Source organism: Streptomyces sp. NPDC028910 (assembly GCF_055564955.1).
Window position 1 is genome coordinate 64750 of record NZ_JBVHVF010000003.1, and the last position, 26971, is coordinate 91720.

The 26971-nt window shown below is 71.1% G+C and carries 28 protein-coding genes, 3 tRNA genes and 2 pseudogenes; 18 read left to right on the top strand and 15 right to left on the bottom strand.

Annotation, left to right across the window (positions count from 1 at the left end; translation table 11 throughout):
* The first annotated feature begins 42 nt into the window (after nucleotides 1-42).
* Together ACZ4TV_RS05110 and ACZ4TV_RS05115 are read left to right on the top strand one after the other, a co-directional pair.
* Nucleotides 43-666 carry an HhH-GPD-type base excision DNA repair protein gene (locus ACZ4TV_RS05110; protein WP_468130829.1) on the top strand — a complete coding sequence of 208 codons (624 nt, stop codon included), beginning with the start codon at nucleotides 43-45 and terminating at the stop codon, nucleotides 664-666.
* Nucleotides 667-727: 61 nt separating this feature from the next.
* The gene (locus tag ACZ4TV_RS05115; RefSeq protein ID WP_468130831.1) at nucleotides 728-1201 is read left to right on the top strand and encodes a cupin domain-containing protein; all 474 of its coding nucleotides are present in this window, start codon (nucleotides 728-730) and stop codon (nucleotides 1199-1201) included.
* Here the strand turns inward: ACZ4TV_RS05115 and opcA are convergent.
* Complete coding sequence (opcA, locus tag ACZ4TV_RS05120) at nucleotides 1150-2082, bottom strand: glucose-6-phosphate dehydrogenase assembly protein OpcA (protein ID WP_468130833.1); 933 nt, start codon at nucleotides 2080-2082, stop codon at nucleotides 1150-1152. The two genes, ACZ4TV_RS05115 and opcA, sit on opposite strands and share 52 nt — an antisense overlap.
* A 20-nt stretch (nucleotides 2083-2102) precedes the next feature.
* Nucleotides 2103-3791, bottom strand: a complete 1689-nt coding sequence (locus tag ACZ4TV_RS05125; RefSeq protein ID WP_468130835.1) for a helicase HerA-like domain-containing protein — start codon at nucleotides 3789-3791, stop codon at nucleotides 2103-2105.
* An 88-nt stretch (nucleotides 3792-3879) separates the two neighbouring features.
* On the opposite strand from ACZ4TV_RS05125, the gene ACZ4TV_RS05130 reads away from it, so the two are divergent.
* Nucleotides 3880-4176: a type II toxin-antitoxin system VapB family antitoxin gene (locus tag ACZ4TV_RS05130; protein WP_468130837.1), complete on the top strand. Its 297-nt coding sequence runs from the start codon at nucleotides 3880-3882 to the stop codon at nucleotides 4174-4176.
* A 92-nt stretch (nucleotides 4177-4268) separates the two neighbouring features.
* On the top strand, nucleotides 4269-4943 hold the full coding sequence (locus ACZ4TV_RS05135) for a LytR C-terminal domain-containing protein (protein WP_468130839.1): 675 nt from the start codon (nucleotides 4269-4271) through the stop codon (nucleotides 4941-4943).
* Between the two features lie 7 nt (nucleotides 4944-4950).
* On the opposite strand, the gene upp is transcribed toward ACZ4TV_RS05135, so the two are convergent.
* The gene (upp, locus tag ACZ4TV_RS05140; protein ID WP_329381989.1) at nucleotides 4951-5586 is read right to left on the bottom strand and encodes a uracil phosphoribosyltransferase; all 636 of its coding nucleotides are present in this window, start codon (nucleotides 5584-5586) and stop codon (nucleotides 4951-4953) included.
* 162 nt (nucleotides 5587-5748) lie between these two features.
* Here upp and ACZ4TV_RS05145 point away from each other — a divergent pair, with 162 nt between their 5' ends.
* The 10 genes from ACZ4TV_RS05145 to ACZ4TV_RS05190 all read left to right on the top strand — a co-directional run bounded on the left by ACZ4TV_RS05145 (nucleotide 5749) and on the right by ACZ4TV_RS05190 (nucleotide 12519).
* A complete protein-coding gene (locus ACZ4TV_RS05145; RefSeq protein WP_468130841.1) occupies nucleotides 5749-6690 on the top strand; it encodes a universal stress protein in 942 nt (313 codons plus the stop codon).
* An 82-nt stretch (nucleotides 6691-6772) separates the two neighbouring features.
* A complete protein-coding gene (locus tag ACZ4TV_RS05150) occupies nucleotides 6773-6952 on the top strand; it encodes a hypothetical protein (RefSeq protein ID WP_468130843.1) in 180 nt (59 codons plus the stop codon).
* A gap of 391 nt (nucleotides 6953-7343) precedes the next feature.
* Entirely contained in the window at nucleotides 7344-7892 is a 549-nt protein-coding gene (locus ACZ4TV_RS05155; RefSeq protein WP_468130845.1) for a tRNA adenosine deaminase-associated protein, read from the top strand.
* Nucleotides 7892-8380 carry a tRNA adenosine(34) deaminase TadA gene (tadA, locus tag ACZ4TV_RS05160; protein ID WP_468130847.1) on the top strand — a complete coding sequence of 163 codons (489 nt, stop codon included), beginning with the start codon at nucleotides 7892-7894 and terminating at the stop codon, nucleotides 8378-8380. Before ACZ4TV_RS05155 ends, tadA begins: the two co-directional genes overlap by 1 nt.
* 84 nt (nucleotides 8381-8464) lie before the next feature.
* A tRNA-Ser gene (locus tag ACZ4TV_RS05165) sits at nucleotides 8465-8549 on the top strand.
* 121 nt (nucleotides 8550-8670) lie between these two features.
* Nucleotides 8671-8961 (top strand): hypothetical protein, encoded by a 291-nt coding sequence (locus tag ACZ4TV_RS05170; protein ID WP_468130849.1) that lies wholly within the window; start codon nucleotides 8671-8673, stop codon nucleotides 8959-8961.
* A gap of 347 nt (nucleotides 8962-9308) precedes the next feature.
* Entirely contained in the window at nucleotides 9309-9470 is a 162-nt protein-coding gene (locus ACZ4TV_RS05175; RefSeq protein ID WP_184791566.1) for a hypothetical protein, read from the top strand.
* Nucleotides 9471-9698: 228 nt separating this feature from the next.
* The gene (locus ACZ4TV_RS05180; RefSeq protein WP_468130851.1) at nucleotides 9699-10625 is read left to right on the top strand and encodes an RNA polymerase sigma factor SigF; all 927 of its coding nucleotides are present in this window, start codon (nucleotides 9699-9701) and stop codon (nucleotides 10623-10625) included.
* A 230-nt stretch (nucleotides 10626-10855) separates the two neighbouring features.
* A complete protein-coding gene (locus ACZ4TV_RS05185; RefSeq protein WP_468130853.1) occupies nucleotides 10856-11698 on the top strand; it encodes an RNA polymerase sigma factor SigF in 843 nt (280 codons plus the stop codon).
* A 50-nt stretch (nucleotides 11699-11748) separates the two neighbouring features.
* Complete coding sequence (locus ACZ4TV_RS05190; RefSeq protein ID WP_468130855.1) at nucleotides 11749-12519, top strand: hypothetical protein; 771 nt, start codon at nucleotides 11749-11751, stop codon at nucleotides 12517-12519.
* 25 nt (nucleotides 12520-12544) lie between these two features.
* On the opposite strand, the gene ACZ4TV_RS05195 is transcribed toward ACZ4TV_RS05190, so the two are convergent.
* The gene (locus ACZ4TV_RS05195; RefSeq protein ID WP_468130857.1) at nucleotides 12545-12784 is read right to left on the bottom strand and encodes a hypothetical protein; all 240 of its coding nucleotides are present in this window, start codon (nucleotides 12782-12784) and stop codon (nucleotides 12545-12547) included.
* A gap of 116 nt (nucleotides 12785-12900) precedes the next feature.
* On the opposite strand from ACZ4TV_RS05195, the gene ACZ4TV_RS05200 reads away from it, so the two are divergent.
* Together ACZ4TV_RS05200 and ACZ4TV_RS05205 are read left to right on the top strand one after the other, a co-directional pair.
* A complete protein-coding gene (locus tag ACZ4TV_RS05200; RefSeq protein ID WP_468130859.1) occupies nucleotides 12901-13332 on the top strand; it encodes a MarR family winged helix-turn-helix transcriptional regulator in 432 nt (143 codons plus the stop codon).
* A 112-nt stretch (nucleotides 13333-13444) separates the two neighbouring features.
* Nucleotides 13445-15040 (top strand): annotated as a pseudogene (locus ACZ4TV_RS05205) (MDR family MFS transporter); the annotation flags it as partial.
* An 83-nt stretch (nucleotides 15041-15123) separates the two neighbouring features.
* On the opposite strand, the gene ACZ4TV_RS05210 reads toward ACZ4TV_RS05205, so the two are convergent.
* The 8 genes from ACZ4TV_RS05210 to ACZ4TV_RS05245 form a co-directional block, all read right to left on the bottom strand.
* On the bottom strand, nucleotides 15124-17235 hold the full coding sequence (locus ACZ4TV_RS05210) for an ArnT family glycosyltransferase (protein WP_468130861.1): 2112 nt from the start codon (nucleotides 17233-17235) through the stop codon (nucleotides 15124-15126).
* On the bottom strand, nucleotides 17232-18593 hold the full coding sequence (locus tag ACZ4TV_RS05215) for a bifunctional glycosyltransferase family 2/GtrA family protein (protein ID WP_468130863.1): 1362 nt from the start codon (nucleotides 18591-18593) through the stop codon (nucleotides 17232-17234). Before ACZ4TV_RS05215 ends, ACZ4TV_RS05210 begins: the two co-directional genes overlap by 4 nt.
* A 25-nt stretch (nucleotides 18594-18618) precedes the next feature.
* Entirely contained in the window at nucleotides 18619-20163 is a 1545-nt protein-coding gene (locus ACZ4TV_RS05220) for a sensor histidine kinase (RefSeq protein WP_468130865.1), read from the bottom strand.
* Entirely contained in the window at nucleotides 20163-20930 is a 768-nt protein-coding gene (locus ACZ4TV_RS05225) for a response regulator transcription factor (protein ID WP_468130867.1), read from the bottom strand. The genes ACZ4TV_RS05220 and ACZ4TV_RS05225 overlap by 1 nt, the downstream gene beginning before the upstream one ends.
* Nucleotides 20931-21046: 116 nt before the next feature.
* The gene (locus tag ACZ4TV_RS05230; protein WP_468130869.1) at nucleotides 21047-21928 is read right to left on the bottom strand and encodes an amidohydrolase family protein; all 882 of its coding nucleotides are present in this window, start codon (nucleotides 21926-21928) and stop codon (nucleotides 21047-21049) included.
* Nucleotides 21912-22250 (bottom strand): antibiotic biosynthesis monooxygenase family protein, encoded by a 339-nt coding sequence (locus ACZ4TV_RS05235; protein WP_468130871.1) that lies wholly within the window; start codon nucleotides 22248-22250, stop codon nucleotides 21912-21914. Before ACZ4TV_RS05235 ends, ACZ4TV_RS05230 begins: the two co-directional genes overlap by 17 nt.
* A 106-nt stretch (nucleotides 22251-22356) precedes the next feature.
* Nucleotides 22357-23241: a DUF2797 domain-containing protein gene (locus tag ACZ4TV_RS05240; RefSeq protein WP_468130873.1), complete on the bottom strand. Its 885-nt coding sequence runs from the start codon at nucleotides 23239-23241 to the stop codon at nucleotides 22357-22359.
* Complete coding sequence (locus tag ACZ4TV_RS05245; protein WP_468130875.1) at nucleotides 23238-23672, bottom strand: Lrp/AsnC family transcriptional regulator; 435 nt, start codon at nucleotides 23670-23672, stop codon at nucleotides 23238-23240. Before ACZ4TV_RS05245 ends, ACZ4TV_RS05240 begins: the two co-directional genes overlap by 4 nt.
* A gap of 107 nt (nucleotides 23673-23779) precedes the next feature.
* On the opposite strand from ACZ4TV_RS05245, the gene ACZ4TV_RS05250 reads away from it, so the two are divergent.
* Complete coding sequence (locus ACZ4TV_RS05250; RefSeq protein WP_468130877.1) at nucleotides 23780-24691, top strand: SMP-30/gluconolactonase/LRE family protein; 912 nt, start codon at nucleotides 23780-23782, stop codon at nucleotides 24689-24691.
* A 17-nt stretch (nucleotides 24692-24708) separates the two neighbouring features.
* Here the strand turns inward: ACZ4TV_RS05250 and ACZ4TV_RS05255 are convergent, their stop codons facing one another.
* A complete protein-coding gene (locus ACZ4TV_RS05255) occupies nucleotides 24709-25074 on the bottom strand; it encodes a PH domain-containing protein (RefSeq protein ID WP_468130879.1) in 366 nt (121 codons plus the stop codon).
* A gap of 980 nt (nucleotides 25075-26054) precedes the next feature.
* On the opposite strand from ACZ4TV_RS05255, the pseudogene ACZ4TV_RS05260 reads away from it, so the two are divergent.
* Nucleotides 26055-26328 (top strand): annotated as a pseudogene (locus tag ACZ4TV_RS05260) (site-specific integrase); the annotation flags it as partial.
* Between the two features lie 87 nt (nucleotides 26329-26415).
* Here ACZ4TV_RS05260 and ACZ4TV_RS05265 read toward each other — a convergent pair.
* Together ACZ4TV_RS05265 and ACZ4TV_RS05270 are read right to left on the bottom strand one after the other, a co-directional pair.
* A tRNA-Arg gene (locus ACZ4TV_RS05265) sits at nucleotides 26416-26488 on the bottom strand.
* Between the two features lie 218 nt (nucleotides 26489-26706).
* Nucleotides 26707-26797, bottom strand: a tRNA-Ser gene (locus tag ACZ4TV_RS05270).
* Nucleotides 26798-26971 lie beyond the last annotated feature (174 nt).

Consider the following 26971-nt stretch of genomic DNA (forward strand, 5'->3'; position numbering starts at 1 on the left):
GCCGACCGCGCGGGGAGCGCGCCCACGCGGGACGCTGGAGCCATGGACAAGGACATCACCATCCGGCTGGCACAGCAGCCGGAGGCCGACGCGCTGCTGAGCCGGAGCCCGCTCGCCGCGCTCGTCGGGATGCTGCTGGACCAGCAGGTGCCGATGGAGTGGGCGTTCTCGGGGCCGTGGACGATCGCTCAGCGGCTGGGTTCCGACGATCTGGACGCGCACGCCATCGCCGCGTACGACCCGGAGGCCTTCGCCGCCCTGCTCTCCCAGAAGCCCGCCGTGCACCGGTACCCCGGGTCGATGGCTACGCGGATCCAGCAGCTGTGCGCGTACCTGGTGGAGCACTACGGCGGGAACGCCGAGGCGGTCTGGGCCGACGCCGCGACGGGGCGGGAGCTGCTGAAGCGCCTCAAGGAGCTGCCGGGCTTCGGGGAGCAGAAGGCGCAGATCTTCCTGGCCCTGCTGGGCAAGCGGCTCGGCGTGCGCCCGACGGGCTGGCGGGAGGCGGCGGGCGGGTACGGCGAGGCGGACGTCTACCGTTCGGCGGCCGACATCACCGGCCCGGAGTCCCTGGCCAAGGTGCGGGCGCACAAGCAGGAGATGAAGGCCGCCGCCAAGGCCGCCAAGCCTGCCAAGCCTGCCAAGCCTGCCAAAGATTCGGATTGACCGGCCACGCTCATGTCGATCGGCCCGTGTGGCCGTCTGTCCGGCGCATAGATTGATGGACATGACAAAGATCGCGACCCGCGCCGCCACCGCCGAAGCCATCAACGACGCTCCCGGCAGCCTCATCACCCTGCTCACGGACACCGCCGAGCTCACCTGCAACACCGCCACCTTCGACGAGGGCGCGGCCGGCGCCCCGGTGCACTTCCACACCAAAGCCACCGAGTTCTTCCACGTCACCGCCGGGCAGCTCGACGTCCTCGTCGGCGAGGAGATCCAGACCCTCGGCGCCGGCGACTTCATCGCGATCCCGCCGGGCGTCAAGCACGCCTTCGCCCCCGCCGCCGGCCACACCGCCAGCGTCTTCGTCGGCTTCACCCCCGGCATGGGCCGCTTCGACTACTACCGGCTCCTCGGCCGGGTCCACGCGGGCGAGGCCACCGTGCAGGACATCAAGGACAGCTCGGCGACCTACGACAACCACTACGCGGAGAGCCCCGCCTGGAGCGGCCGGCGGCGCAGCGCGGAGCCGTAGACCACGTCCGCGTCGAGGCGGCGCAGTTCCTCCGCGATCAGTTCGGCGCCGCTGCGGATCTTCAGGGCCACCTTCCGGTCCGGGCTGCCCGGCAGGGTCAAGGTGGCCAGCACGCCCGCCGGCCGGTCCACCCGGATCTCCCCGGCCGTGGTCAGCAGGCTGACCCCGGTGATCACCGGGCCGTCGGTCGCCACCCGGGCCACCGGGACCTCCAGCCGGTCCTCCAGCCAGCGCGCCAGCAGCTCGGCGCTCGCGTTGTCGGGCTCGCTCTCCACCGCCGCGCCGGTCACCGGCAGCGGCTTCTGGTCCAGGGCGGCGGCCAGCAGGGCCCGCCACGGCGTGAGCCGGGTCCAGGCCAGGTCGGTGTCGCCGGGCTGGTAGCCGGCGGCCCGCTCGTCGAGCACGCCGACCGGGTCGAAGGCGGCGGCCGCGTCCGTGATCCGGCGCTGCGCGAGTGCTCCCAGCGGGTCCCGCGCCAGGTCGGCGGGGGCGTCGGCCGGCCACCACGCCACCACGGGCGCGTCCGGCACGAGCAGCGGCAGGACCACCGAACCGGCATGCTCGGTCAGCGCCCCGTGCAGGCGCAGCAGCACCAGCTCGCCGGTCCCGGCGTCCGAGCCGACCCGCAGTTCGGCGTCCACCCGGTTCGGGCGCAGCTTGAGCGGGCCGCGCGAGGTCCGCCTGATCACCGCGATGACGCGGCACGGATGCTCGCGCGAGGCCTCGGAGGCCGTGCGTACGGCGTCGTAGGCGTTCTCCTCGTCGGTGACGACGACAAGGGTCAGCACCAGACCCATGGTGGGGCTGCCTATGGCCCGGCGGGCTTCGAGCAGGGCCCGGTTGATCTTGCTGGACGTGGTGTCGGTGAGTTCGGTCCGCATGTACCGAGTCTGTCACCGCGTCACCTGCGCTTGCGCGCCGTCCCGAAGATCGAGCGCGAGATCTCCCGGCCCAGCTGGGTCCCGATGGACCGGGCCAGCGAGCGGAACAGTCCGCTCCCCACCACTTGCTCGGCCAGCGAGGGTTCCGGCCCGGGGCCGCCGCGCCCGGCCCTCGCGGCCTGCTTCCGCGCCTCCTCGGCCTCCTTCCGCGCCTCCTCGGCCTGCTTCTCCGCCTGCTTCTCCGCCTGGGCGGCGGCCGCGGCGGCCTCCGCCCGTGCCTCGGCCGCGGCCTGCTCGGCGCTGATCTTCTCGTACGCCGATTCGCGATCGACGGGCTCCGCGTAGCGCGGGTGGAGCGGCGAGGACTTCACCGCCTGCTCCAGGGCGGACGCCTCCAGGGGCCCCATCAGTGACTGCGGGGCCCGCAGCCGGGTCGCCGCGACCGGGGTCGGGGCGCCCTTCTCGCTGAGCACGGTGATGACCGCCTCGCCGGTCCCCAGCTGGGTGAGCAGCTCCTCCAGGTCGTACGCGGAGTGCGGGAAGGTCTTCACGGTCGCCTTCAGCGCCTTGGCGTCGTCGGGGGTGAAGGCGCGCAGCGCGTGCTGCACCCGGTTGCCGAGCTGGGCGAGCACGTCCGCCGGTACGTCCTTGGGGGTCTGCGTGACGAAGAAGACGCCGACGCCCTTGGAACGGATCAGGCGCACCGTCTGGGTGATGGACGCGAGGAAGGCCTTCGAGGCCCCCTTGAAGAGCAGGTGCGCCTCGTCGAAGAAGAAGACGAGCTTGGGCCGTTCGAGATCGCCGACCTCCGGCAGGTCGTGGTAGAGGTCGGCCAGCAGCCACATCAGGAAGGTGGAGAAGAGCTGGGGCTTGTCCTGGACGGCGGGGAGTTCCAGGACGGAGACCACTCCGCGCCCGTCGGCGGCGGTGCGGAGGAATCCGGCGGTGTCGAATTCCGGCTCGCCGAAGAACTGCGCGGCGCCCTGCTGTTCGAAGGCGGTCAGCGCCCGCAGGATCACCCCGGCCGTCACCGTGGACAGTCCGCCGATGCCCTTGAGTTCCGGTTTTCCCTGGTCGGAGACGAGGAAGGCGACGACCGCGCGCAGGTCCTTGAGGTCGATCAGCTCCAGACCCTTGGCGTCGGCGTAGTGGAAGATCAGGCCGAGGGACTGCTCCTGCGTCTGGTTGAGCTGGAGCACCTTCGACAGCAGCACCGGTCCGAAGCTGGTGACGGTCGACCGGATCGGGATTCCGGGGCCGATCCCGCCGAGCGAGTAGAACTCGCCGGGGAATCCGGTGGGCTCCCACGTCTGGGCCACGTCCCTGGCCCGTTCGTCGATCCTCCCGTTGGCCGTGCCGGGCGCCGAGATCCCCGAGACGTCCCCCTTGATGTCGGCGAGGAAGACGGGGACCCCGCCGGCCGACAGCTGCTCGGCGATGAGCTGGAGCGTCTTGGTCTTGCCGGTGCCGGTGGCGCCGGCGACCAGCCCGTGGCGGTTGAGCATCGCCAGCGGGATGCGGATCTGGCGGTCGGGCAGGCAGGTGCCGTCCCAGAGCAGGGCGCCGAGGTCGAGCGCGGGTCCGGTGAAGGCGTACCCGGCGGCGATCTGCCCGGCCGGGTCCGCCGGGTCCGTCGCATCCGCCGGGTCCGCCGGGACGGCAGCGTCCGTCGAGTCCGCCGGGACGGCAGGGTCGGTGCTCTCGCTCATGCATGGCTCCCCAATTAGCGCTGTTCGCCACTTTTGCACCACCGCCGCGAGGCTGCGCCCGCACGCACCGGCCCGGTAGGCTTTCCGTGTGATCTTCAAGCGCATCGGAAGCAGCCGGCCGTACCCCGACCACGGCAGGGAAACCACCCGGCAGTGGGCGGACGTCGCGCCGCGCCCGGTCCGGCTCGACCAGCTCGTGACGACCAAGGGACAGCTGGACCTCGAAACGCTGCTCGCCGAGGACTCCACCTTCTACGGCGACCTCTTCGCCCATGTCGTGAAGTGGCGGGGCGACCTCTACCTGGAGGACGGGCTGCACCGCGCCGTGCGCGCCGCCCTGCAGCAGCGCCAGGTGCTGCACGCCCGCGTCCTCGAAATGGACTGACGCTACGCGTAGATTGCGCCTTTCGGGTCACCATTGACCTATCAGCAGATCATTTAGTAGGCATCGCCACCGGGCCGCACTACGCTGCGCCCATGAGCATGCTCACTCCCCCCGGCATGGGCGGAAAGTACCGCGTCACGGGAGCCGCCTACCCCCGCATGAGCCGTAAGCGGAGCCGACGTCGGATCGTCCTCGCCGTGCTCGGCTCGGTCCTCGCGCTCGCCCTGGTCGGCTACGGGGCACTGCAGCTCATCGACGTGTTCCGGGGCGACAGCCCCAAGCGGAACACGGCTGCGGGCGCCAAGGACTGCCCGACGACGCCCCCGAAGGCCGCTGTCAAGGGCGGCCCCGCGGCCGCCTCCACCGCCTCGGCACCCGCCAAACCGGCGGTCGTGCTCCCCCCGCCCGGCGAGATCACCGTCAACGTCTACAACGCGACCCCGCGCGCGGGCCTGGCCAAGGCCGTCGGCGACGAGCTCGCCAAGCGCGGCTTCGTCATCGGCCAGGTCGGCAACGCCCCGCCCGACTTCGACAAGAAGGTCCCCGGCACCGGGATACTGCTGGGCTCCCCCACGACCGACAAGGCCGCCTTCTCCGTACTCGGCACACAGCTCGTCGGCACCACCCAGCAGACCGACACCCGTGAGACCGCGGACATCGACCTGATCCTGGGCGACGCCTTCAAGGAGCTCAGTACGAAGCAGGACGCGGACAAGGCGCTGGCCCTCCTGGCCAACCCCGTGCCCGCGCCCGCCAAGAACTGCTGACCGTCGGCTACTCGGCCGAGCCGTACATCCGGTCGCCCGCGTCACCCAGGCCCGGCACGATGTAGCCGTGCTCGTTGAGCCGCTCGTCCACCGCGGCCGTCACCACCGTCACCGGCGTGCCCGCCAGCTCGCGCTCCATGATCTCGACGCCCTCGGGCGCGGCCAGCAGCACCACGGCCGTGACGTCGTCGGCGCCACGCTTGATCAGCTCCTGGATCGCCGCGACCAGCGTGCCGCCGGTGGCGAGCATCGGGTCGACGACGTAGACCTGCCGTCCGGAGAGGTCCTCCGGCATGCGCGTCGCGTACGTGGAGGCCTCCAGGGTCTCCTCGTTGCGGACCATGCCCAGGAAGCCCACCTCGGCGGTCGGCAGCAGCCGCACCATGCCGTCGAGCATGCCGAGGCCGGCGCGCAGGATCGGGACGACGAGCGGCCGCGGGTGCGAGAGCTTCACACCGGTGGTCGGGCCGACCGGGGTCTCGATGTCGGCCTGCTCGGTGCGCACGTCCCGGGTGGCCTCGTACGCGAGCAGGGTCACCAGCTCGTCGGCGAGCCGCCGGAAGGTGGCGGAGTCGGTGCGCTTGTCGCGCAGGGTGGTGAGTTTGTGCGCCACCAAGGGGTGATCGACGACCTGCAAACGCACAACATCCTCCAAAACTGAGCCTGCGACCAGCAAAAACGGCCGCACGACGCGACCTGCACCCAAAAGGCTACGCGGTGACGCGGCCCCTTCGTGTCCGAAGCCGCGGCCACGCCGCAGCCGCCTGGGGATGCGACCCGCGCCGACGCCGAGCAGGCTGGACTGATGAGCAACGCACCGGTGATCGCAGCCGTCGACGGATCCGAACACAGCCTCAAGGCCCTGGAGTGGGCAAGGGCCGCGGCCATCCGGCACGATACGGGGCTGCTGATCGCCCATGTACTGCCCGATGAGGCCCAGTTGTATGCGGGGCGCCGGTCGGCCCTGCACGACGCCTCGCAGCCGGAGGAGTTCGCCGACCCCGTGGGCGACTGGATCCGGGCCATGTTCGGCGGCGGCTCCACGCTGCCGGAGGGGGTCCGGTACGAGGCCCTGGAGGGCTCCGTCCCCGAGGCGCTGCGGGTGATCGGGGCGGAGGCCCTGATGCTGGTGATGGGCTCCCGGGGCCGCGGCGGCTTCGCCAGCCTGCTGCTCGGCTCGAACAGCCGGGCGGTGGCGACCACGGCGCCGTGCCCGGTGGTGGTGGTCCCGCACGAGAAGCGGAGCGCGGAGGCCACCGCCTCCGGCGAGTCCGCAGGGCGGGTGGTGCTCGGGTTGCACGCCGCCGAGACGCCCGACGACGTACTGGCCTTCGCGTTCGCGGAGGCCGCCGTGCGGGGGACCACCGTCCAGGTGGTGTCCGCGTACGCCATCCCGCCCGCGCCCACCATGGTGATCGACAGCCCCTTCACGGTGATCCCGCCGGAGGGACTGGCCGACGAGGGGGACGGCGTACCGGCCGAGCGGGAGATGCTGCGGTCCCAGACGGAGCGGCTGGCGCCCTTCCGCGCCCGGTACCCGGACGTCCCGGTCGAGCAGGCCGCCGTGCCCGGGGACCCGGCGGGGCGGCTGGTCTCCGCCTCCCGGTCGGCGGCGCTGGTCGTGGTGGGCCGCCACCACCCCCGGCGCACCGCCATGTCGCTGCTGATCGGCTCGGTGGCCCATGCGGTGCTCCAGCACGCGCACGGCCCGGTGGCGATCGTCCCGACCCTCAAGGACGACGCCTGACCTGCGACGGGGTGGCATCAAACGGCCCGTCCGGGGGAAGGTGGGTGCAGGGGGGACGACCGACCAGCCCAGGTGGTGGCCGATGCCCGACACGCAGCCGAGCGACGATGTGCCGGAGACCGCGGCGCAGCGCCGAGCACGCCGCGCGCAGTTCCTGCGCGACCTGATGGAGGCGCGCGAGCTGCGCGACCGCGTCCAGCCCCGCCGCGCCCGCGCGGCCCGCATGCGCCAACAAATGCGCATGCGCACCTTCCGCTGGTAGCACCGCCCATTCCAGCCTCGCCAGCACGAACCCGCCTCACCAGCACGAACCCAGCCCCGCCGGCACGAACCCAGCCCCGCCGGCGTTTGAGGCGCGGGGTCCGGGGCGGAGCCCCGGCAGCGGACCCGCACCGGCGCGACACGAGCGGCCCGCACGGCAACCGACACGGCCCCGCCGACCCCGGGACACCCCGCCCCCACAACCCCGCACGGCCCCCGCCACGGCACGGCGCGGCACGACGCAAGCGCGGAAGACCTCTCGCAAAGCCGCTGTTTCTGCCACGATGCCGATTGGGCGGGGTACGGGCGGCGAGCACCACGGCCGCTTTGGCCCCAACCTCCGGCCGGGGGGACCTCCAACCGGCACGCCTATGACCAGTGGGAGAGTCACGGTGTATTTCGCCGCACTGCTCGCGCGCACCGAAGACGGGTGGGAAGCGAGCGACATGGAACTCGACGACGTCGAGTCCCTCAGTGATCTGATCGATCTCGCCCGTTCCGCCGCTGTCGACGACGACACGGTGGTCGCCCTCATCGAGCAGGAGGACGCCTGGTTCGGCGTCGTCCGCGTGGACGGCGAGGAGGACCCGCGGTACTTCGTTTCCAACGCCGCCGCGGCCGCCCGCAGCTCCTACGGCTCGATGCTGACCAAAGAGCTGCTGGGCAGCGACGAGGAGGACGACGAACTCGACGAGCTGGACCTGGACGGCACCGAGGACGGCGAGGAGGAAGCCGTCGCCGCGTTCACGGACGAGGACGCCGACGAGGACGAGGTGGGCGGGACCGGCGCGGAGCCGGTACCGGCCGGTCCGCTCGGCGACCCCCGGCTGCTGGACGATCTCGGGGTGACCAACAAACAACTGATGACCCTGGACGGGGACGCCCTCTCGGAGATCGCCGAGTCCCTCGGCGCCACCGAGGTCCTGGAGGCCGTCCGCTAGTGACCCCCACGCACGACGCGCACACCACCGATCCCGTACGGGACCCGTGGCGGGACTCCATGCGCCTGGCGCTCCAGGAGGCCGCCCGGGCGGTGCCGGCCGGCGATGTGCCGGTCGGCGCCGTCGTGCTGGGCCCGGCCGGCGAACTCCTCGCCACCGGGTACAACGAGCGCGAGGCGACCGGCGACCCCACGGCGCACGCCGAGGTACTGGCGCTGCGCCGGGCGGCCGCCCAGCTCGGGGAATGGCGGCTTCCGGGATGCACCCTGGTGGTGACCCTGGAACCGTGCGTGATGTGCGCGGGCGCGCTCGTGCAGTCGCGCGTCGCCCGGGTCGTCTACGGCGCGGACGACGAGAAGGCGGGCGCGGCGGGCTCGCTGTGGGACCTCGTACGGGACCGCAGGCTCAACCACCGCCCCGAAGTGGTCCGCGGCGTTCTCGCCGAGGAATGCGCCCGGCAGCTGACGGACTTCTTCCGGGACCTGTGACAACGGCGGCCGGGAGGGGCGGCCGCCAGCCGCCCCGGGATACCGATTTCGGCGAATGCACCTCCTTAGGCTAGGATCCATCTCGGTAGTGTGTCCGAGTGGCCGAAGGAGCTCGCCTCGAAAGCGAGTATGGGGCAACCCATCGGGGGTTCAAATCCCTCCACTACCGCTCCGAATCGAGAGCCCCGCCCCGCAAGGGTCGGGGCTCTCGGCGTTCTCCGCCGCGTTCTCCGCACCGCTCACCGGAGTACCGCCGCGTGACCGCCCGGCCGCTCGGCCGTTGTCACGGCATGACCAAGACCCAGCGCATGCTCGCCGCCTTCGCCCTCGCGGGGGCCGCCGCGGGCCTCGCCGCGCCCGCCGCCTCGGCCTCCCCGATCGCCCCCCTCACCCTTCCGGACCTGCCGTCGGCCGCCCCGGGGATGCCGGCGGGGGCCCAGCCCGCTTCCGTACAGGAGATCGGGTCGAAGCTCAGCGAAGGCGCCAACCAGCTCAACGCGCTCATGGAGCTGCCCAACCACCTGGCGCCCGTGATCGCCCCCGTACAGCCCCTCACGGACCTGGCCGGCGGCATCGAGTAACCTCGCCGGCCGGCCCCGCTGCCCCGCCTGCCCTCGCCCCTCGCCACTCGCCCCCGTACGAGAACGCCGAGAAGGCCGAGAAGGCCCCGACCGGGGGGGTCGGGGCCTTCTCGGCGTGGGACGGGGGCAGTGGCATCGGGGGGACAACGCCACTTCCTGTCCTCACCCACCGGTTTCCTGCCAGAACCGGTGGACTGACACCCATCCTGCGCCCACCGCACGCGCGGACCCAGCGGCAAAGGACCCGGAGTACCGGGTCATTGGTCCTTAAAGGACAGGTGAGTGTCCAATCTTGACCGGTTAGACTCACCCGACTCACAAGGACCGGTTGGGGAGGCCGCCCGCTCGTGGACACCAAGAAGCTCATCACGGGTGCCCTCACCGTGTTCGTCCTCTTCGTGATCATCACCCAGCCGAAGAGGGCTGCCGAGATCGTGGAAATCGGCTTCCAGGGGATATCGGATGCCGCCTCCGGCATCGGCGAGTTCATGACCGAACTGGTGCGCTGACCCGTACGCTGAAGCGGTTCCCGGACTTCCGGCCCCCCACTCCGACGGGTGGGGGGTTTTTGCATACCCATCACTGGGCATAATGCCCCGATATGCCCAACTTGCCCTCAACACGGCGATATACGGTGCTTGCACACAGTGCACATGTCTTGTGATGCTATGACCGCTTTTGACGGATGAGTTGACTGAAGGGGTGGCGTGACCGTGCCGGCCAGTACTGCGCCTCAAGTGCCACCCCAACAGGACCCCCAGGTACCGCTCCAGCAGGAGCCCCGTCAGGAGCCGCGCCAGGACCCGCGCCAGGAAACTCACCGGGAAGACCGTCAGGAAGCCCGCCAAGAAGCCCCCCAGGAGCCGCCCGAGGAGCCCCCGCCCCCGCCGAGACCTCCGAGCCGGGGTGCGGACACCCGGGCCCTCACCCAGGTCCTCTTCGGTCAGCTGAAGGGCCTGGAGCCGGGCACCAGCGAGCACACCCGGGTGCGCGGGGCCCTCATCGAGGCCAACCTCCCGCTCGTCCGGTACGCGGCCGCCCGCTTCCGCAGCCGCAACGAGCCGATGGAGGACGTGGTCCAGGTCGGCACCATCGGGCTGATCAACGCCATCGACCGGTTCGACCCGGACCGCGGCGTGCAGTTCCCGACCTTCGCGATGCCGACCGTCGTGGGCGAGATCAAGCGGTACTTCCGCGACAACGTCCGCACCGTCCACGTGCCGCGCCGCCTCCACGAGCTGTGGGTCCAGGTCAACGCCGCCACCGAGGACCTCACCACCCTCCACGGCCGCACCCCGACCACCGCCGAGATCGCCGAGCGGCTGCGCATCACCGAGGACGAGGTGCTGTCCTGCATCGAGGCCGGGCGCAGCTACCACGCGACCTCGCTGGAGGCCGCCCAGGAGGGCGACGGCATGCCCGGGCTGCTGGACCGCCTCGGCTACGAGGACCCGGAGCTGGCCGGGGTCGAGCACCGCGACCTCGTCCGCCATCTCCTCGTACAACTGCCCGAACGCGAGCAGCGGATCCTGCTCCTGCGGTACTACAACAATCTGACGCAGTCGCAGATCAGCGCCGAACTCGGCGTCTCCCAGATGCACGTCTCCCGACTCCTCGCCCGGAGCTTCGCCCGACTGAGATCCGCAAACAGGATCGAGGCGTAACCGGAACGAGTGGAGATCATTCACGCGTTTCCCGACAGAACGGGCTGATCGCCTTCCGACCTCTTCTGTCGCTGGAGATATATGTCGACATGGCGCTACAGCGCGTTGCCGACATGTGACATTCTGCTTGAACCGCGTTTGCCGCAGCCCCGCCTCCGGTATTCAGGTGGAGGCTGCGTTCCTCCGACGGGCGCGCCGTACGCGACCGTCCGCGACCTCAAGGGGGTGGCATGTCCGTAGACCAGGGCAGCTCCAAGGTGCTCACGCTCGTCAAGAGCGTGACGCCGCCGGCAGTGTCCGACCGCTCGGAAGCCATCGACACCCGCACCCTCTCCCGCTCCCTCTTCCAGCGACTTGCCGCCCTGGACGCGGACAGCCCCGACCGGGCGTACGTACGCGACACCCTGATCGAGCTGAACCTGCCCCTGGTCCGGTACGCGGCCGCCCGCTTCCGCAGCCGCAACGAGCCGATGGAGGACATCGTCCAAGTCGGCACGATCGGCCTGATCAAGGCGATCGACCGGTTCGACTGCGAACGCGGCGTGGAGTTCCCCACGTTCGCGATGCCGACCGTCGTGGGCGAGATCAAACGATTCTTTAGGGACACCTCCTGGTCCGTCCGCGTCCCGCGCCGGCTCCAGGAGCTCCGTCTCGCGCTGACCAAGGCCAGCGACGAGCTCGCCCAGAAACTGGACCGCTCGCCGACCGTGCCGGAGCTCGCCGCCGTGCTCGGGGTCTCGGAGGAGGACGTCGTCGACGGCCTCGCCGTGGGCAACGCCTACACCGCCTCCTCGCTCGACTCGCCCTCCCCGGAGGACGAGGGCGGCGAGGGCTCCCTCGCGGACCGCCTCGGCTACGAGGACACCGCGCTCGAGGGGGTCGAGTACCGCGAGTCCCTGAAGCCGCTGCTGGCCAAACTCCCGCCACGGGAACGGCAGATCATCATGCTGCGCTTCTTCGCGAACATGACGCAGTCGCAGATCGGCGAGGAGGTCGGCATCTCCCAGATGCACGTCTCCCGGCTGCTGACCCGTACCCTCGCGCAGCTGCGCGTAGGCCTCATCGGAGAGTGACCGGGCGCCGCGCGCTTCCCAATTGACGCGTCGTCAGGAAAACTGGCGCGATGCCAAAGGGATCGCGAGCGGCCACCACCCTCCTCGCCCTGTGCTGCACGGCCGCCGCCGGCCTCATCGGCTGCGGCGGCCCGGCGCGGGACGGCTACGTCGCCGTGGGCGCCGCGGCCCCGGGCCCCGAACGGGGCGCGGGGGAGAACGTGGCACCGCAGGGCCCGGTGGAGTTCCAGCAGCTCGGCGGCCCGTCCGCGGCGGGCGGATCCTCCGTGTCATCCAGTACGTCGACTGGTCCCCCGGGATCCGAGCCCCCGGGCGGCCCCACGCACGGCGGAGCCGCGACCACCGGCCCCGGCGGCTCCGCGAGCGCCCCCGGGACCCCGGCGGGACCCGGGCGGACCACCACGGCACCCGGCACACCGAACACGCCGGACACGCCGGCCCCTCCTCCGGCTCCGCATACGCCGACGAGCCCGGCCACCCCACCCGGCACGACGCCGCCGGCCCCGCCCGTCACTCCGGCGCGGCTGACGCTGTCCACGCCGATCAGGGCGGCCGCGGCCGACCGCTGGTGCGAGCGGGTCACCGTGACCTTCACCAACTTGGGCACCACGGCGGCGCGTTCGGGCACCGTCAGCTTCGCGACGCACATCATCGGCGCCCTCGGCATCGACTGGGCCACGATCACCACGACCCAGCCGCTTCCCGCGCCCATCGCGGGCGGAGCCGCGAAGACGCAGACCTACACGGTGTGCGTGGAGTCCTGGCGGGTACCGCTGGGCATGCACGTGGACACCCAGAAGGTCACCGCCACCTGGAGCTGAGGCCCGCGGACCCCTGCCGGGGTCGTCAGCGCAGGACCACCCAGGCGGCCGCGCCGATCACGAGCACGAGGGCGAGGGCCAGTCCCAGCTTCACGGCCGGGTTCGAGGACCCGGACCGCTCCTGCTCCGCGCGGCGCTGCTGACGGGCTCCCGGGCCCGCCTGCCGGGCCGGTGCGGCCTCGTCGACGAACGCCCGGAACATCTGAGTGCTGCCCGCGGGGTCGTAGTTGCCTTCGGGGACCTGTGAGTTGTGGTTGTCAGCCATGGAGCAGGACCCTAGCCGGTTTTCCGATTCCTTTACCGCCCCACCCAGGGATTCATTTGCCTGTAGCAACCATTCGCTCCTATGGTTGCCTTAAGCAACAAGATGGGGGCCGCCCGGTGACCGTGGAGACGACTCGGACCACACCGCACGAGGAGCTGGCCCGCCGGCTCACCGGGATCGGCGCGGTCAAGCGCGAGCTCGCCCGCAACCTGCCCCCGGACTGCCCGCCCGGCGCCGCCGCCGTCCTCACCGTGCTCGACCGGCAGGGAGAGGTGCGGCTGAGCCGGCTGGCCGAGCTCATGGCCGTGGACATCTCGGTGACCAGCCGGCACATCACGCACGTCGCCGACCGCGGCTGGATCGAGCGCGAGACCGACCCGGGCGACGGGCGCTGCCGCATCCTGCGGCTCACCCCGGCCGGACGGGCGCTGCTCACCGAGATCGGCGCCCGGTACACGGTAGCGCTGGAAAGAGCCCTCCGCGACTGGTCCGCCCAGGACATCGACGTACTCAACACCCTGCTGGCCCGACTCCGATCGAGCTTCTAGACGAAGGAAAGACATGGCCCAGTCGGAGACGACGACCGACCACCCGCCCACGTCCGCGGCATCCTCCTCTACGGCCCCCTCCGCGGCGACATCCGCGGCGGGGTCCGTGACCATGACCCATCCGCAGATCATGAAGGCGCTGTCCGGGCTGATGCTCGGCATGTTCGTGGCGATCCTGTCCTCCACGATCGTCTCCAACGCCCTGCCCCAGATCATCAGCGAGCTCGGCGGGACCCAGTCCTCGTACACCTGGGTGGTCACCGCGGCCCTGCTGTCGATGACCGCGGCCACCCCGCTGTGGGGCAAGCTGTCCGACCTCTTCAGCAAGAAGCTGCTGGTCCAGATATCCCTCGTGATCTACGTCCTCGGCTCCGTGGTCGCGGGCCTGTCCCAGAACACCGGCACGCTCATCGCCTGCCGCGTGGTGCAGGGCATCGGTGTCGGCGGCCTGTCGGCCCTCGCCCAGATCGTCATGGCCGCGATGATCTCCCCGCGCGAGCGCGGCCGGTACAGCGGCTACCTCGGCGCGGTGTTCGCCGTCGCCACCGTCGGCGGTCCGCTGCTGGGCGGTGTCATCACCGACACCGACTGGCTCGGCTGGCGCTGGTGCTTCTACGTCGGCGTGCCCTTCGCGATCATCGCGCTGATCGTGCTCCAGAAGACGCTGCGGCTCCCGGTGGTGCGGCGCGACGTCAAGGTCGACTGGCTGGGCGCCTTCCTGATCAGCGGGGCCGTCTCCCTGCTGCTGATCTGGGTCACGCAGGCCGGTGACTCCTACGAGTGGATCTCCTGGCAGACCTGGGCGATGACCGGGGGTTCGGTGGCGCTCGGCCTGCTCTTCGTCCTCGTCGAGTCCCGCGCGAGCGACCCGATCATCCCGTTGCGGCTCTTCCGCAACAAGACCATCACCCTGGCCTCGGCGGCCTCGCTGTTCGTGGGCATCGCGATGTTCTCGGGGACCGTGTTTTTCAGCCAGTTCTTCCAGTTGGCCCGCGACGAGTCCCCCACGATGTCCGGAATCCTCACGATTCCGATGATCGGCGGGCTCTTCGTCTCCTCCACCGTTTCCGGTCAGGTGATCACCAAGACCGGTCGGTGGAAGGCCTGGCTCGTCTCCGGCGGTGTGCTGCTGACGGCCAGTCTGGGCCTGCTGGGCACCCTGCGGTACGACACCCCGTACTGGCACATCGCGATCTACATGGCGGTGACCGGCCTCGGTCTCGGCATGATGATGCAGAACCTGGTGCTCGCCACCCAGAACCAGGTGGCCCCCGAGGACCTGGGCGCGGCCAGCTCCGTCGTCACCTTCTTCCGCTCCCTCGGTGGCGCCGTGGGCGTCTCCGCGCTGGGCGCGGTCATGGCCAACAGGGTCACGCACTACGTCCAGGACGGGCTGGCCGCACTCGGTCCGAAGGCCGCGGCCCTGGGCCACGGCGGCACCGCCGGGGGCGGGATCCCCGACCTCGACAAGCTGCCCGCGCCGGTCCGCCAGGTCATCGAGTCCGCGTACGGGCACGGCGTCGGCGATGTCTTCCTCTACGCCGCCCCGTTCGCGCTCCTCGGACTGGTGCTGGTGGTGTTCATCAAGGAGGTCGCGCTGAAGTCGAAGCCGGCGGCGCACGCCCCGGTGGCGGCCGGCCCCGTGGCGGCCGGCCCCGTGGCGGCCGGGGAGGCGGCCTCCGCAGAGGATGCCAAGGCCGCCGGGGCCGTTGTGAAGCTCTGAGCGGTCGCCGGCACCCTCCTCACGACATGTGTGGGTCAGCCCGGAATGCCCGGTCCGCCCTCTTGCCGCTAGGACGTGAGGTCGTAGAAGGTGGCTCCGCCGACCGTGGATGCCTCGAAGGTGGCCTTGACCCACGTCTCGATCTCCGTGCTGGTGCCCCCGCCCGGGACACCCGCAGCGCGCGCGCCGCCCTCGGTGGCGCCGGTGGAACCGCCCTGGCCGATGAACCAGTGGATCCTCCCGTCCCGCACGTACTTCTTGAACTGCTCCAGGGTCGGCGAGGGGTCGCTGCCGTTGAAGCCGCCGATCGCCATGACGGGTGCACCGGACGCCAGCTGGTAACTCGCCGCGTTCTGCGACCCGATGGCGGCCGCCGCCCAGGTGTACTGGTCGGCGTCGGTGGTGAGGGCCGCCTTGGCCTCGGCTCCGACCCGGGCACCGTTCAGCAGGCCGCCGCCCGGCCCGCGCTGGCCGCCGCCGACGGGCTCGGCACCGCGTGCGCCCGTACCGCCCTGTCCTCCTTGGCCCTGCGGCGGGGTACCGCCCGGCTGGCCGCCGTTCGGCCGGCCACCGCCCAGCTGTGCACCGTCCGGCTGCCCGCCCGGGCCGCGCTGGAGCAACTCGCCGGGCCCCCCGGCAGCACCGAGGCCGCTCATCATGCCGCCGGGCCCGCCCCGGCCGCCCGCCACCGCTGGTCCGGCGGTCACGATGGAACCACTGTGCGCCGTGGTGATGGTGGTCAGGCAGTACGCGAACGGCCCGGCCAGGGCCGCCGCCAGTCCCAGCGCCACCGTCCCCCGCAGCATCCGGCTGCCGGCCCGCGCGGCGAACGGCAGTGCGGCAGCGGCGAGCAGTCCGCCCGCCAGGACCGCCCAGCGCAGCCACGGCAGATAGCCGGTGGCGCGGCCGAGCAGCACGTACGACCAGACCGCCGTCAGGGCGAGCGTGCCGGACAGGGTGATCGCGGCGGCCAGGGCGCCCCGCTCCTCCCACAGCACGGCGACGCCCATGCCGATCAGCGCGGCCACGAACGGCGCCAGCGCCACGGTGTAGTACTCGTGGAAGATGCCCTGCATGTAGCTGAAGACGAGCAAGGTGATCAGCAGCGAGCCGCCCCAGGCCAGGAAGGCCGCCCGGGCCATGCTGTCCAGCGAGTCGGTGGCCCGGCGCGCCCGCCAGGTGACCACCACCCCGGCCACGAGCAGCACCAGGGCCGCCGGCAGCAACCAGGAGATCTGCCCGCCGACGTGGGCCGAGAACAGGCGATCGATGCCGGTCTCACCCCAGCTGCCGCCACCGCCGCCTCCACCGGGACCTCCACGCCCGCCACCGACGCTGCCGGTCTCGTTGCCGTTGATCCGGCCGAGGCCGTTGTAGCCGAGGGTCAGCTCCAGGAAGGAGTTGGTCTGGGAGCCGCCGATGTACGGGCGGGAGGCCGCGGGCCACAGTTCGACGATCGCCACCCACCAGCCGCCGGCCACCACCATCGCGCACCCGGCGAGCAGCAGCTGGCCGAGCCGCCTGCGCAGCCGGGTGGGCGCGCAGACGGCGTACAGCAGGGTGAGCGGCGGCAGGATGACGAAGGCCTGCAGGGTCTTGGTGAGAAAGGCGAAACCGACCGCGACCCCGGCCCAGAGCAGCCACCGGGTGTGCGCCCCGTCGAGGGCCCGCAGTACGCAGTACACGGTGACGGTCAACAGCAGGGTCAGCAGCGCGTCGGGGTTGTTGAAGCGGAACATCAGCGCGGCGACGGGTGTCAGCGCGAAGGCGGCGCCGCTCAGCAGCGCGGCCCCGGGCCCGAACTGGCGGCGGACGGCGGCGTACAGCACGCCGGTGGTCGCGACGCCCATCAGGGCCTGGGGGACGAGGATCTGCCAGGCGCCGAGCCCGAAGAGCCGGACCGACAGCATCATCGGCCACAGGGCGGCCGGGGGTTTGTCGACGGTGATGGAGTTCCCGGCGTCGGAGGAGCCGAAGAAGAAGGCCTTCCAGCTCTCGCTGCCCGCCTGCACGGCGGCCGAGTAGAAGAAGTTGGCGTAGCCGGAGGCGCTCAGGTCCCACAGGAACAGGGCGGCGGTGGCGATCAGCAGCCCGGCGAGGGCGGGTCGTTCCCAGCGGGGCCGGTCGGTACGGGCGCTGGCCGCGGCGGCCGGAAGGAACGGAAGTGCTGCCGTGGTCATCGGCCCTCCTTGAACATCGGTGTCGTGGGTGTCGGTGTCGGGGTGGCGGATGGCGGGGTGGCGGATGCCGGGGTGGCGGATGCCGGGGTGGCGGATGCCGGGGTCTTGGGGTCCGTACCGCGCCGCTCGGGGAAGACCCAGGCGCGGAAGAGCAGGAACCGCAGCACGGTGGCGGCGAGGTTCGCGGTGATCAGGACGGCCAGTTCGGTACCGCGCGCGGGATCGGCCGTGGCCGCTCCGAGCGCGGCGAGGGAGCCACTGGTCAAGGCCAGCCCGATGCCGAACACCACCAGCCCCTGCGCCTGGTGGCGCACGGCCCGGTCCCGGCCGGGGACGCCGAAGGTGAGCCGGCGGTTGGCCGCGGTGTTGGCGACGGCCGAGAGGAGCAGGGCGGCGCCGTTGGCGAGCTGTGGGCCGGTTCCGCTGCGGAAGGCGGAGTACAACAGCAGGTAGAGCAGGGTGGACAGGACTCCGACGGCGCAGAAGCCGAGCAGCTGGCGCGCCAGTCCGCCGTCCACCCCGGGCAGTGCGGTGCGGTCGCGCGGATCGTCACCGAAGGGGCGGGCGAGCCGGTCGAGCGGGAGCGCTCCGGCGGCCAGTGCCCGGCCCACGCGCCAGACGCCCTTGAGGTCCTCGGTGGCGGTCCTGACGATGTGGACCGTGGAGTCGGGGTCGTCGACCCAGTCCACCGGCACCTCGTGGATCCGCAGCCCGGCCCGCTCGGCGAGCACGAGCAGTTCGGTGTCGAAGAACCAGCCCGTGTCCTGCACCAGCGGCAGCAACCGCTCCGCGACCTCGCGCCGGATGGCCTTGAACCCGCACTGGGCATCGCTGAACCGGGCGGCGAGCGAGGAACGCAGCAGGAGGTTGTAGGCGCGCGAGACGAACTCCCGCTTCGCTCCCCGCACCACCCGTGAGGAACGGGCCAGGCGCGTGCCGATGGCGAGGTCGGAGTGACCGGAGATCAGGGGTGCCACCAGCGGCAGCAGAGCGTTGAGGTCGGTGGAGAGGTCCACGTCCATATAGGCGAGGACGGGTGCCTCGGAGCCGGACCAGACCGTGCGCAGGGCCCTGCCCCGGCCCTTCTCCTCCAGCCGGGTGCTGCGTACGCAGTCCAGTGCGGCGGCGAGCCCGGCCGCGACCTCGGGGGTGCGGTCGGTGCTCGCGTTGTCGGCGACCGTGATCCGGAAGGGGTAGGGGAAGGTCCGGGTGAGGTGCTCGTGCAGCCGGCGCACGCACGGGCCGAGATCCGTCTCCTCGTTGAAGACCGGGATCACCACGTCGAGAACGGGCTCGCCGGGCACGGGCGCGAGGGGCGCCCGCGCCGGGAGGGCCCCGGAAGAGGTGTCGGTTCGCATGTCCCGACCCTCGCGGTGCGGGCTGTCACCGGTGTGTGCTGAGGCTGTGGTCCGTCTGTGAGCCCGGCTGCGCCGCGCCCGCGGACCGGGCGAGCGGCAGAACGACCTCGAAACGGGTCCGCCCGGGTTCGCTCCGCACGCCGACCTGCCCGCCGTGCGCCGTGACCACGGCCTGGACGATGGCGAGCCCCAGGCCGGTGGAGCCCGCCGCGCGGGAGCGGGAGGCGTCACCGCGGGCGAAGCGCTCGAAGACGTGGGGGAGCAGGCCGGGCGCGATACCGGGGCCGTCGTCCTCGATCCGCAGCCGGACGGCGGATGTTTCACGTGAAACATGCGCGGTGACGGTGGTGCCGGGCGGGGTGTGCGTACGGGCGTTCGCGAGCAGGTTGACCAGGACCTGCTGGATCCGGGCGGGGTCGGCCCGGACGGGCGCGGGCTCTTCGGGCAGGCTCAGGCGCCAGTGGTGCTCGGGCCCGGCGGCGCGGGCGTCGCTGACGGCGTCGACGACGAGCGGGGCCAGGTCGGTGTCGCTCTCGCCGGTGGAGAGCGGGCGGCCCGCGTCGAGCCGGGCCAGCAGCAACAAGTCCTCGACCAGGCCGGTCATCCGGATGGCCTCGGACTCGATCCGGCCCAGGGCGTGCCGGGTGTCCGGCCCCGGATCCTCCCTTCCGCGGCGGGTCAGTTCGGCGTAACCACGGATGGAGGCCAGCGGTGTGCGCAGCTCGTGGCTGGCGTCGGCGACGAACTGCCGGACCCGCGTCTCGCTCTGCTGACGGGCGGTGAGGGCGGAGGAGACGTGGCCCAGCATCCGGTTGATGGCGGCGCCGACCTGGCCCACTTCGGTGCGGGGGTCGGCCTCGGCGTCCGGGACCCGCTCGTGGAGGGCGGGCTCGCCCTTGTGGAGGGGCAGTTCGGAGACCCGGGTGGCGGTGGCGGCGACCCGGCGCAGCGGGCGCAGGGCGACTGCGACCATGGCCTGCCCGGCGAGGGAGGCCGCGATCAGCCCGGCCAGGGTGACGCAGACCTCCACCACGACCAGGGTGCGCACGGTGGAGTCGACCTCGCGAAGGGGAAAGCCGAGGACGAGGCTCCCGTCGGAGGAGGTCAGCACGCGGTAGGCGCCGAGGCCCGGGAGGTCCGTGTCCACCGGTCCGGGCGAGCCCTTGGCGGCCTTCCGGGCAGCCCGCGCGAGGGCTTCGCTCTGGCTTTCCGGGAGGGGCGGTGCCTGGTCGGGCGACCAGCCCTCGACGCGGGTGTTGCGGGCGGTTCCGAGCATCGCGCCGGTGGGATCCAGGCGGATCCCGGCGGCGTCCAGCGGGCTGCCGGGCGGCATGACGAAGCCGCCGCTCTCCCGGGCCGCCTTCCCGCCGGGCATCCGGGAGACCATCTTCACGGAGGTGATCAGCTGCTCGTCGAGCTGGGTGACCAGGTACGACCGCAGGGCGAGGGTGGTGACGGTGCCGATGGCCGCGCCCACCACCGCGATCAGCGCCACCGCTGAGACGACGAGCCGGGTCCGCAGCGACCACGGCCGGCGGGCGCGCGGTCGCCGCTTCCCGCGGAAGGCCACTACTCGGCCGGCTTGATCAGGTACCCGGCGCCGCGCCGGGTGTGGATCATCGGCGGCATGCCGGGGCCGCTCTCCAGCTTCCTGCGCAGGTAGGAGATGTAGAGCTCGACCACATTGGCCTGGCCGCCGAAGTCGTACGACCACACCCGGTCCAGGATCTGCGCCTTGCTCAACACTCGCCGCGGGTTGCGCATCAGGTAGCGCAGCAGCTCGAACTCGGTGGCGGTCAGGTGGATCTCCCGGCCGCCCCGCAGCACCTCGTGGCTGTCCTCGTCGAGCCGCAGATCGCCGACGGCCAGCACCGAACCGCCGCGGGCCGCCTGCGCCGCGCCCGCGCGCCGGACCAGGCCGCGCAGCCGGGCCACGACCTCCTCCAGGCTGAAGGGCTTGGTGACGTAGTCGTCGCCGCCCGCCGTCAGGCCGGCGATGCGGTCCTCGACGGAGTCCTTGGCGGTCAGGAACAGGACGGGGACGTGGGGGATCTCCCGGCGCAGCCGCCCGAGGACGGCGAGGCCGTCCATGTCGGGAAGCATGATGTCGAGGACTACCACGTCCGGCCGGAAGTCACGCGCCGCCCGCACCGCGCCGGCTCCGTCGCCGGCGCTGCGGACCTCGCAGCCCTCGTAGCGCAGGGCCATGGACAGCAGCTCGGAGAGCGAGGCCTCGTCGTCGACGACGAGCACCCGGCAGGGTCCCCCGTCGGGCCGCACCAGGGCCGTGGGGTTGCTGGTGGACGTGGACGCGGGGGAGGTGGTCGTCGCAGTCATACCGACCACGCTGTCCGGTACCTCTGAGAGCGTTCTTGTCCCTACCTGTGAATTTCCTGAGAAACGAGCCTGAGAAACGAACCTGAGAAACGAAACGGCCCCGATGAAAGGGACGGTCAGCCGTCGAGGCGGAACAGCCGGACGCCGTTGTCGTGACAGACCGCCCTCAGCCAGTCGTCCCCGAGGCCGAGCCGTTCGAGGGCGGCGAGCTGGTGCTCGTACGGGTAGGGGATGTTCGGGAAGTCGGTGCCGAACAGGATCCGGTCGCCCAGATCCGCGAGCCGTCCGAGGTCCCCGGGCGGGAAGCCGCTGAACTGCTCGGAGAAGTCGGTGAAGGCCATGGTGGTGTCCAGGCGCACCGTGGCGTAGCGGTCGGCGAGGTCGAGGAAATCGGCGTACTCGGGCATGCCCATGTGGGCGATGACCAGCGGCAGCCGCGGGTGGCGGGCGAGCAGCCGGGCGATCGGCTCGGGTCCGGTGTACTTGCCCGGGACGGGCCCGGAGCCGCAGTGGATCACGGTCGGGATCCCGGCCTCGGCGAGCAGCCCCCAGACGGGGTCGAGCCGGTCGTCGTTCGGGTCGTAGCCGCCGACCTGAAGGTGTGCTTTGAAGATCCGGGCCCCGGAGTCGACGGCCTGGCGGACGTACGGGACCACGCCCTCCTCCGGGAAGAAGGTCGCGGTGTGCAGGCAGTCGGGAGTGCGGGCGGCGAAATCGGCGGACCAGGCGTTGAGCCAGGCGGCCATCGCCGGTTTGTGCGGGTAGAGCATGGCGGTGAAGGCCCGGACGCCGAACTCCCGCAGCAGCGCGACGCGCTGCTCCTCCTGGTGGCGGTAGGTGATGGGCCACTCCACGCCGGTCAGCGGGCCGACCGCGTCGAAGTAGTCCCACACCTTGTCCAGGACCCGCTCGGGCATGAAGTGGGTGTGGACGTCGACCAGTCCGGGCAGCCCGAGGCGCTCCCGGAAGGCCCGCACCGCCTCAGCCGTTGCGGGCAAAGCCGTGGCTCCGCTCGACGGTCGCGACGTGCAGGGTGTAGCTCTCGTACCAGTCGGCGCGGCCCTTCTTCATGGCCGCCTGGTGCTCCAGGTCCTCCCGCCACACGGTGAGGGACTCGTGGTCGCGGAAGTAGGCGACGGTGATGCCGAGGCCGCCGGGCGTGCGCGCGGACTCGTAGCCGAGGAAGCCAGGATTCGCACTGACGATCTCGTTCATCCGGGCGAGCGTCTCGGGGTATCCGGCGTCGTCTGCGACTCGGACATTGCTGAAAACGGCCATCACGTACGGCGGTTCGAAGGGCGGTACCGGCTGAATGTTCATGCCCCCACCCTCGGCGGAACGCCCCCAGCATGTCCACCACAATCGGCCCCGGAAGGCCAAAGGGATCCAAGTTTTGACCATGGACACCGTCGTCGCCGGGTGCTCCTCAGAACAGCCCGTCCTGCTCGGCGGGGGCGCCGGCAACGGACGGGATCTCCGCCACCGGTGCCGATGTCACCGCCTCGTCCCCCGGGGCGGTGAGCTCCCAGCCGGCCAGCAGCCGGGTGTCCACCACGAGCCCGTCCGCGAGGTGCAGATCAGGACCGGCCGCGCCCGCCAGCCGCCCCACCACGACGCTGCCGGGGACCATCCCGGTGAGCACCCGCGCGGGCGCGGGCAGCCCGTCCAACCCGAACGCCCCGGCGTGGTCGGTGACTTCGCACCCCACCCGTTCCAGCGACTCGGGCCACCCGGGCAGCGCCGCCGCCCGGGCGTGCAGCTCGGCGACCTCCCGCGCCCGCTCCACCCCGGGAGGCAGATGCGCCCGCACCGCGCGCTTGCGCGCGTACGCGATCCGGTCGGGCACCCCGAGCGCCGCCCGCAGCAGCTCCTCCGTGCGCCGGGTGGCCATCAGCGGACCGCGCCCCAGCCAGGCCCAGGCCACCGCCCCCTGCTCCAGCAGCCGGGCGGAACCGCGCTCCTCAGCCGTGATCCCGACCTTGACCATGCCGGGCCCGAACCAGGCCAGGTAGACCCGGTAGGTGCGCGGATCGGCGGCGTTGGTGTCGGCGGCCACGGAGAACGACCGGTCGAGGCGGGCGCATTCGGGACACTGCGCGTTCCCGGCGCGGCCGGGCACAGTGGCGGCGGTGGGACAGGACGTCCGCTTCCCGGCCCGCCGCACGCCGAGACAATGCCGCTCCCCGCTGGCGGCGAAGGCCAGCCGCTGCCCGTACGCGAGCAGGCTCGTCCGCTCGCCGCGCCCCTCCGCGTACCACCCGATGGCCGGGCGGCCGTCCTTCCACCGGATCCCGGTGCACCACCAGGTCACAGCGGGAGCGGCCGCTCGAAGAAGGTATCCAGGACGACCGTGGCGTGCGTACCGCTGACGCCTTCGATGGCGTAGAGGCGGCGCAGGACGTCCTGCAACTGCCCCGTCGAGGCCGTGCGCACCTTGACCAGAACGGACGCGCTGCCCGCGATGATGTGCGCCTCCTGGATCTCGGGGATCGCGGCGAAGTCGGCGCTGGACTCGCCCATCCAGGCGTTGGAGTCGACCATCACGTAGGCCAGGACCCCACTGCCGACGGCGGCCGGATCGACGTCGATGGTGGTCCGCCGGATCACCCCGCGCTCGCGCAGTTTGCGTACGCGCTCGTGGGTGGCCCCGGCCGAGAGCCCGACGGCCGTGCCGAGAGCGGCGTACGACTGGCCGGCGTCCTGCTGCAGGCGCAGGACGAGCGCCCGGTCGATGTCGTCCACGCAATCTTCCTCTCCTGGGCCTGTCGACCCTTGCGAAGACGGTACCTGATCCTGCAATCTCACTCTCGAACCGAACAAAATTCGGCGACATGCTCTCGGGGAGAACCATGTCAGGCATAGCCGACCTCACCTTGTACGAGATTCTGGACGAGCGCTTCCAGACCGGCCGCTGCGCCAACGGCGACGCCCGGCTGGACCGGCTCTACGACGACTGCCGATGGGCGGAGGGCCCGCTGTACCTCCCCGCCTGGCGGCAACTGGTGTGGAGCGACATCCCCAACGACCGGATGCTGCGGTGGGACGAAGCGACCGGCGCTGTCTCCGTCTTCCGCTCTCCGGCCGGCCACTCCAACGGCAACACCCTGGACCGCGAAGGCCGCCTGATCACCTGTGAGCAGGGCAACCGGCGCGTCACCCGCACCGAACCGAACGGCAGCCTCACCGTCATCGCCGACCGCTTCGACGGCAAGCGGCTCAACAGCCCGAACGACGCGGTCGTCCGCTCGGACGGCTCCGTCTGGTTCTCCGACCCGGACTTCGGCATCACCAACGACTACGAGGGCCACCGCGCACCCAGCGAGATAGGAGCCTGCAACCTTTACCGGGCCGACCCCTCGACCGGCTCAGTCCGGATGGTCGCCGACGGCTTCCTCGGCCCCAACGGCCTCGTCTTCTCCCCCGACGAGAGCGAGCTCTACGCCGCGGACACCCGGGCCGGCCACATCCGCGCCTTCAAGGTCACCGACGACGGCACCCTCACCGACGACCGGATCTTCACCACCTGTCCCAAGGTCGACAACATCCGCTTCGACGATCAGGGCCGGCTGTGGGCGGCCGCCATGGAGAACGGCGTCCAGTGCTACGCCGCGGACGGCACCCTGATCGGCCGCGTCCGCGTCCCCGAACCGGTCTCGAACATCGCCTTCGGCGGCGCCAAGAACAACCGCCTCTTCATCACCGCCACCACCTCCCTCTACTCCCTGGTGATGTCGGTGACCGGCCTCCCCCGGGTCCTCTGAGGGCTGCCGCTCTCCGGCTACCGGGCGACGAACTGCGTCAGGATCGCCTGCACCTCGTAGATGTCGACACCCTTGGTGAAGGTCTTCTCGATCGGCACCGAGCTGCCGGATATCCAGATCTTGAGCTCGGCGTCGAGATCGAAATGGCCGGCGGTCTCCACGGCGAAGTGCGTGATGCTCCGGTACGGGATGGAGTGGTACTCCACCTTCTTCCCCGTGAGCCCCTGCTTGTCGACCAGCACCAGCCGCCTGTCGGTGAACAGGATGGTGTCCCGAATCAGCAGGTACGCGGCATGCACCTGCTCCCCCTGCCCCAGCAGCCGCGCGTAGTCCCGCTGCGCCGACACAGGGTCGACGGTGTGCGCGTTCCCGAACAGTCCCATGATTGCCCCCGTTTTCCAGCTTCGAACGATCTTTAAAAACCGTACCGAGGCCGCCGTGTAGTCCGCGTCCCCCGCCAGAGCCATTCCACCCCTGAGTTCCTCCGGGGGACCCCCTCCCCACCAAGGAGGACGCCCCCCGTCAGGCCATACGACAGAGGCCCCCAGGATTTCTCCTGGGGGCCTCTGTCCTGCTGTGCTCGGCAGGATTCGAACCTGCACGGTACGCCTCTGCTGTACCTCTACCGCAAGGCTGCCACGACTGCCCCCGCTCCTAGGAGGAGTGTCCCGATGGCTGTCAAGAGAGGTGCCAGGGATCGGGTGTTGACGCTGGCGCTCCGGTCGCTAGGCTCAGGTTCGGTAGGTGTGTCCGGCTTAGCCATAAGGACCTCCTTACTGTTGGCGCACCCAATGGGCTCGCGTCGATCGGCCTCGCCCCCTCACGTCTCGCCAGACTGGGGCGGGGCCACTTTTCGTGAGCGAACCTAACAGCGCGTGGGCATCAGCCAGGCGTGCAGACATGTAATCCGGCACGTCGTCGGCAATAGCTATTCGCCACCGCGAAATCATTCACGGATTACAAAGCCAAAGCGTAAGTGAACCTAGCTGAGCTGCGAATATTCTCCCGGCATATGCCAGAGGTGTCCCGAAAGGCCCTGGCGTCATATGCCAAGGACCCTTTCATGCGCTGGACGATCTGGGCAATACGGGTAAATCATCGGTGCAGGCATGGGCATGAATTGGCCGAAACTCGCGCCAACCTGCTTCATCACAGCGCGCCCCGCTGTGAGCTGCTCGGTGACTGGGGGCGGGCAACCCGGCGAACACGTCGCACATGGGGGCGTCGAAGGCGAAGAAGACGACGTGTGGCGTCCTTGCCCACAAGGTCATAGATCTCGATCGTCTGGCCCTGGGCGACGACCCTTTCGGGGCGGATCGGGTAGTACCCGAAGAACGCGTCAGCGCCGCACCTCGACACGAAGATCGATTTCCAGACGGGCGAGCTGTACGTGGACCACCAGATCCAGCGGGCCGGGCGGCAGATCCTGCACCGCGAGACCGAGACGGAGGATTACGACGACTTCCTTCCCCTGCCGGCGCTCTGCCTCAAGGCGCTCCGGATGCGCCACGCTCAGCAGCTCGGGGCCGGCCTCCTCACAGATCGCCATGACGATGGAGGTCTACGCCGAGGCGAGCGAGGAGCAGGTGCGTGCCGCGATCGGCAAGCTGTCCGAGGCGATGGGCGGCACCGGCTAGCAGCGGTCGACGCGGTTGCGGTACTTCGCTGCTGTACGGCCTAAACGCCAGAGGCCCCGGACTTTCGTCCGGGGCCTCTGGCTGCTGTGCACTCGGCAGGATTCGAACCTGCAACCTTCTGATCCGTAGTCAGATGCTCTATCCGTTAAGCTACGAGTGCTTGGGCTTCGCGGGGTTTTGCGCCCCGTTGGCCTTGCGAGAACAACAATACATGGACCTCGCCGGGACGCGAAATCCATTACCCAAACCGCTGCTGACCTGCGGAAACGAGCCGGACGAAGATCGTCCGGATGGGCTCGTACAAAGGTCGGGGCGGACCGGATTGCCCCGGAACGCACCGAAGCCCCGGTCCGTCAGGACCGGGGCTTCGATGAGGTGCGGAGGCGGAGGGATTTGAACCCTCGATGGGTGGTAAGACCCAAACCGCATTAGCAGTGCGGCGCCATAGACCGGACTAGGCGACGCCTCCAGCACACCCTCGCGTACAAGGGTGCGTGCAGATGATGACACAGGCGCAGGGCCCCTCACCAATCTGCTCCCACGGTACTAGGAGGGACGGGCGGAGAGCAAAGCCTTAAAGCCCCCGCGGCACGCAACGTCGGCGGTCCCACGTCGTTGGTCAGGCGTACGACGTACGGACGAC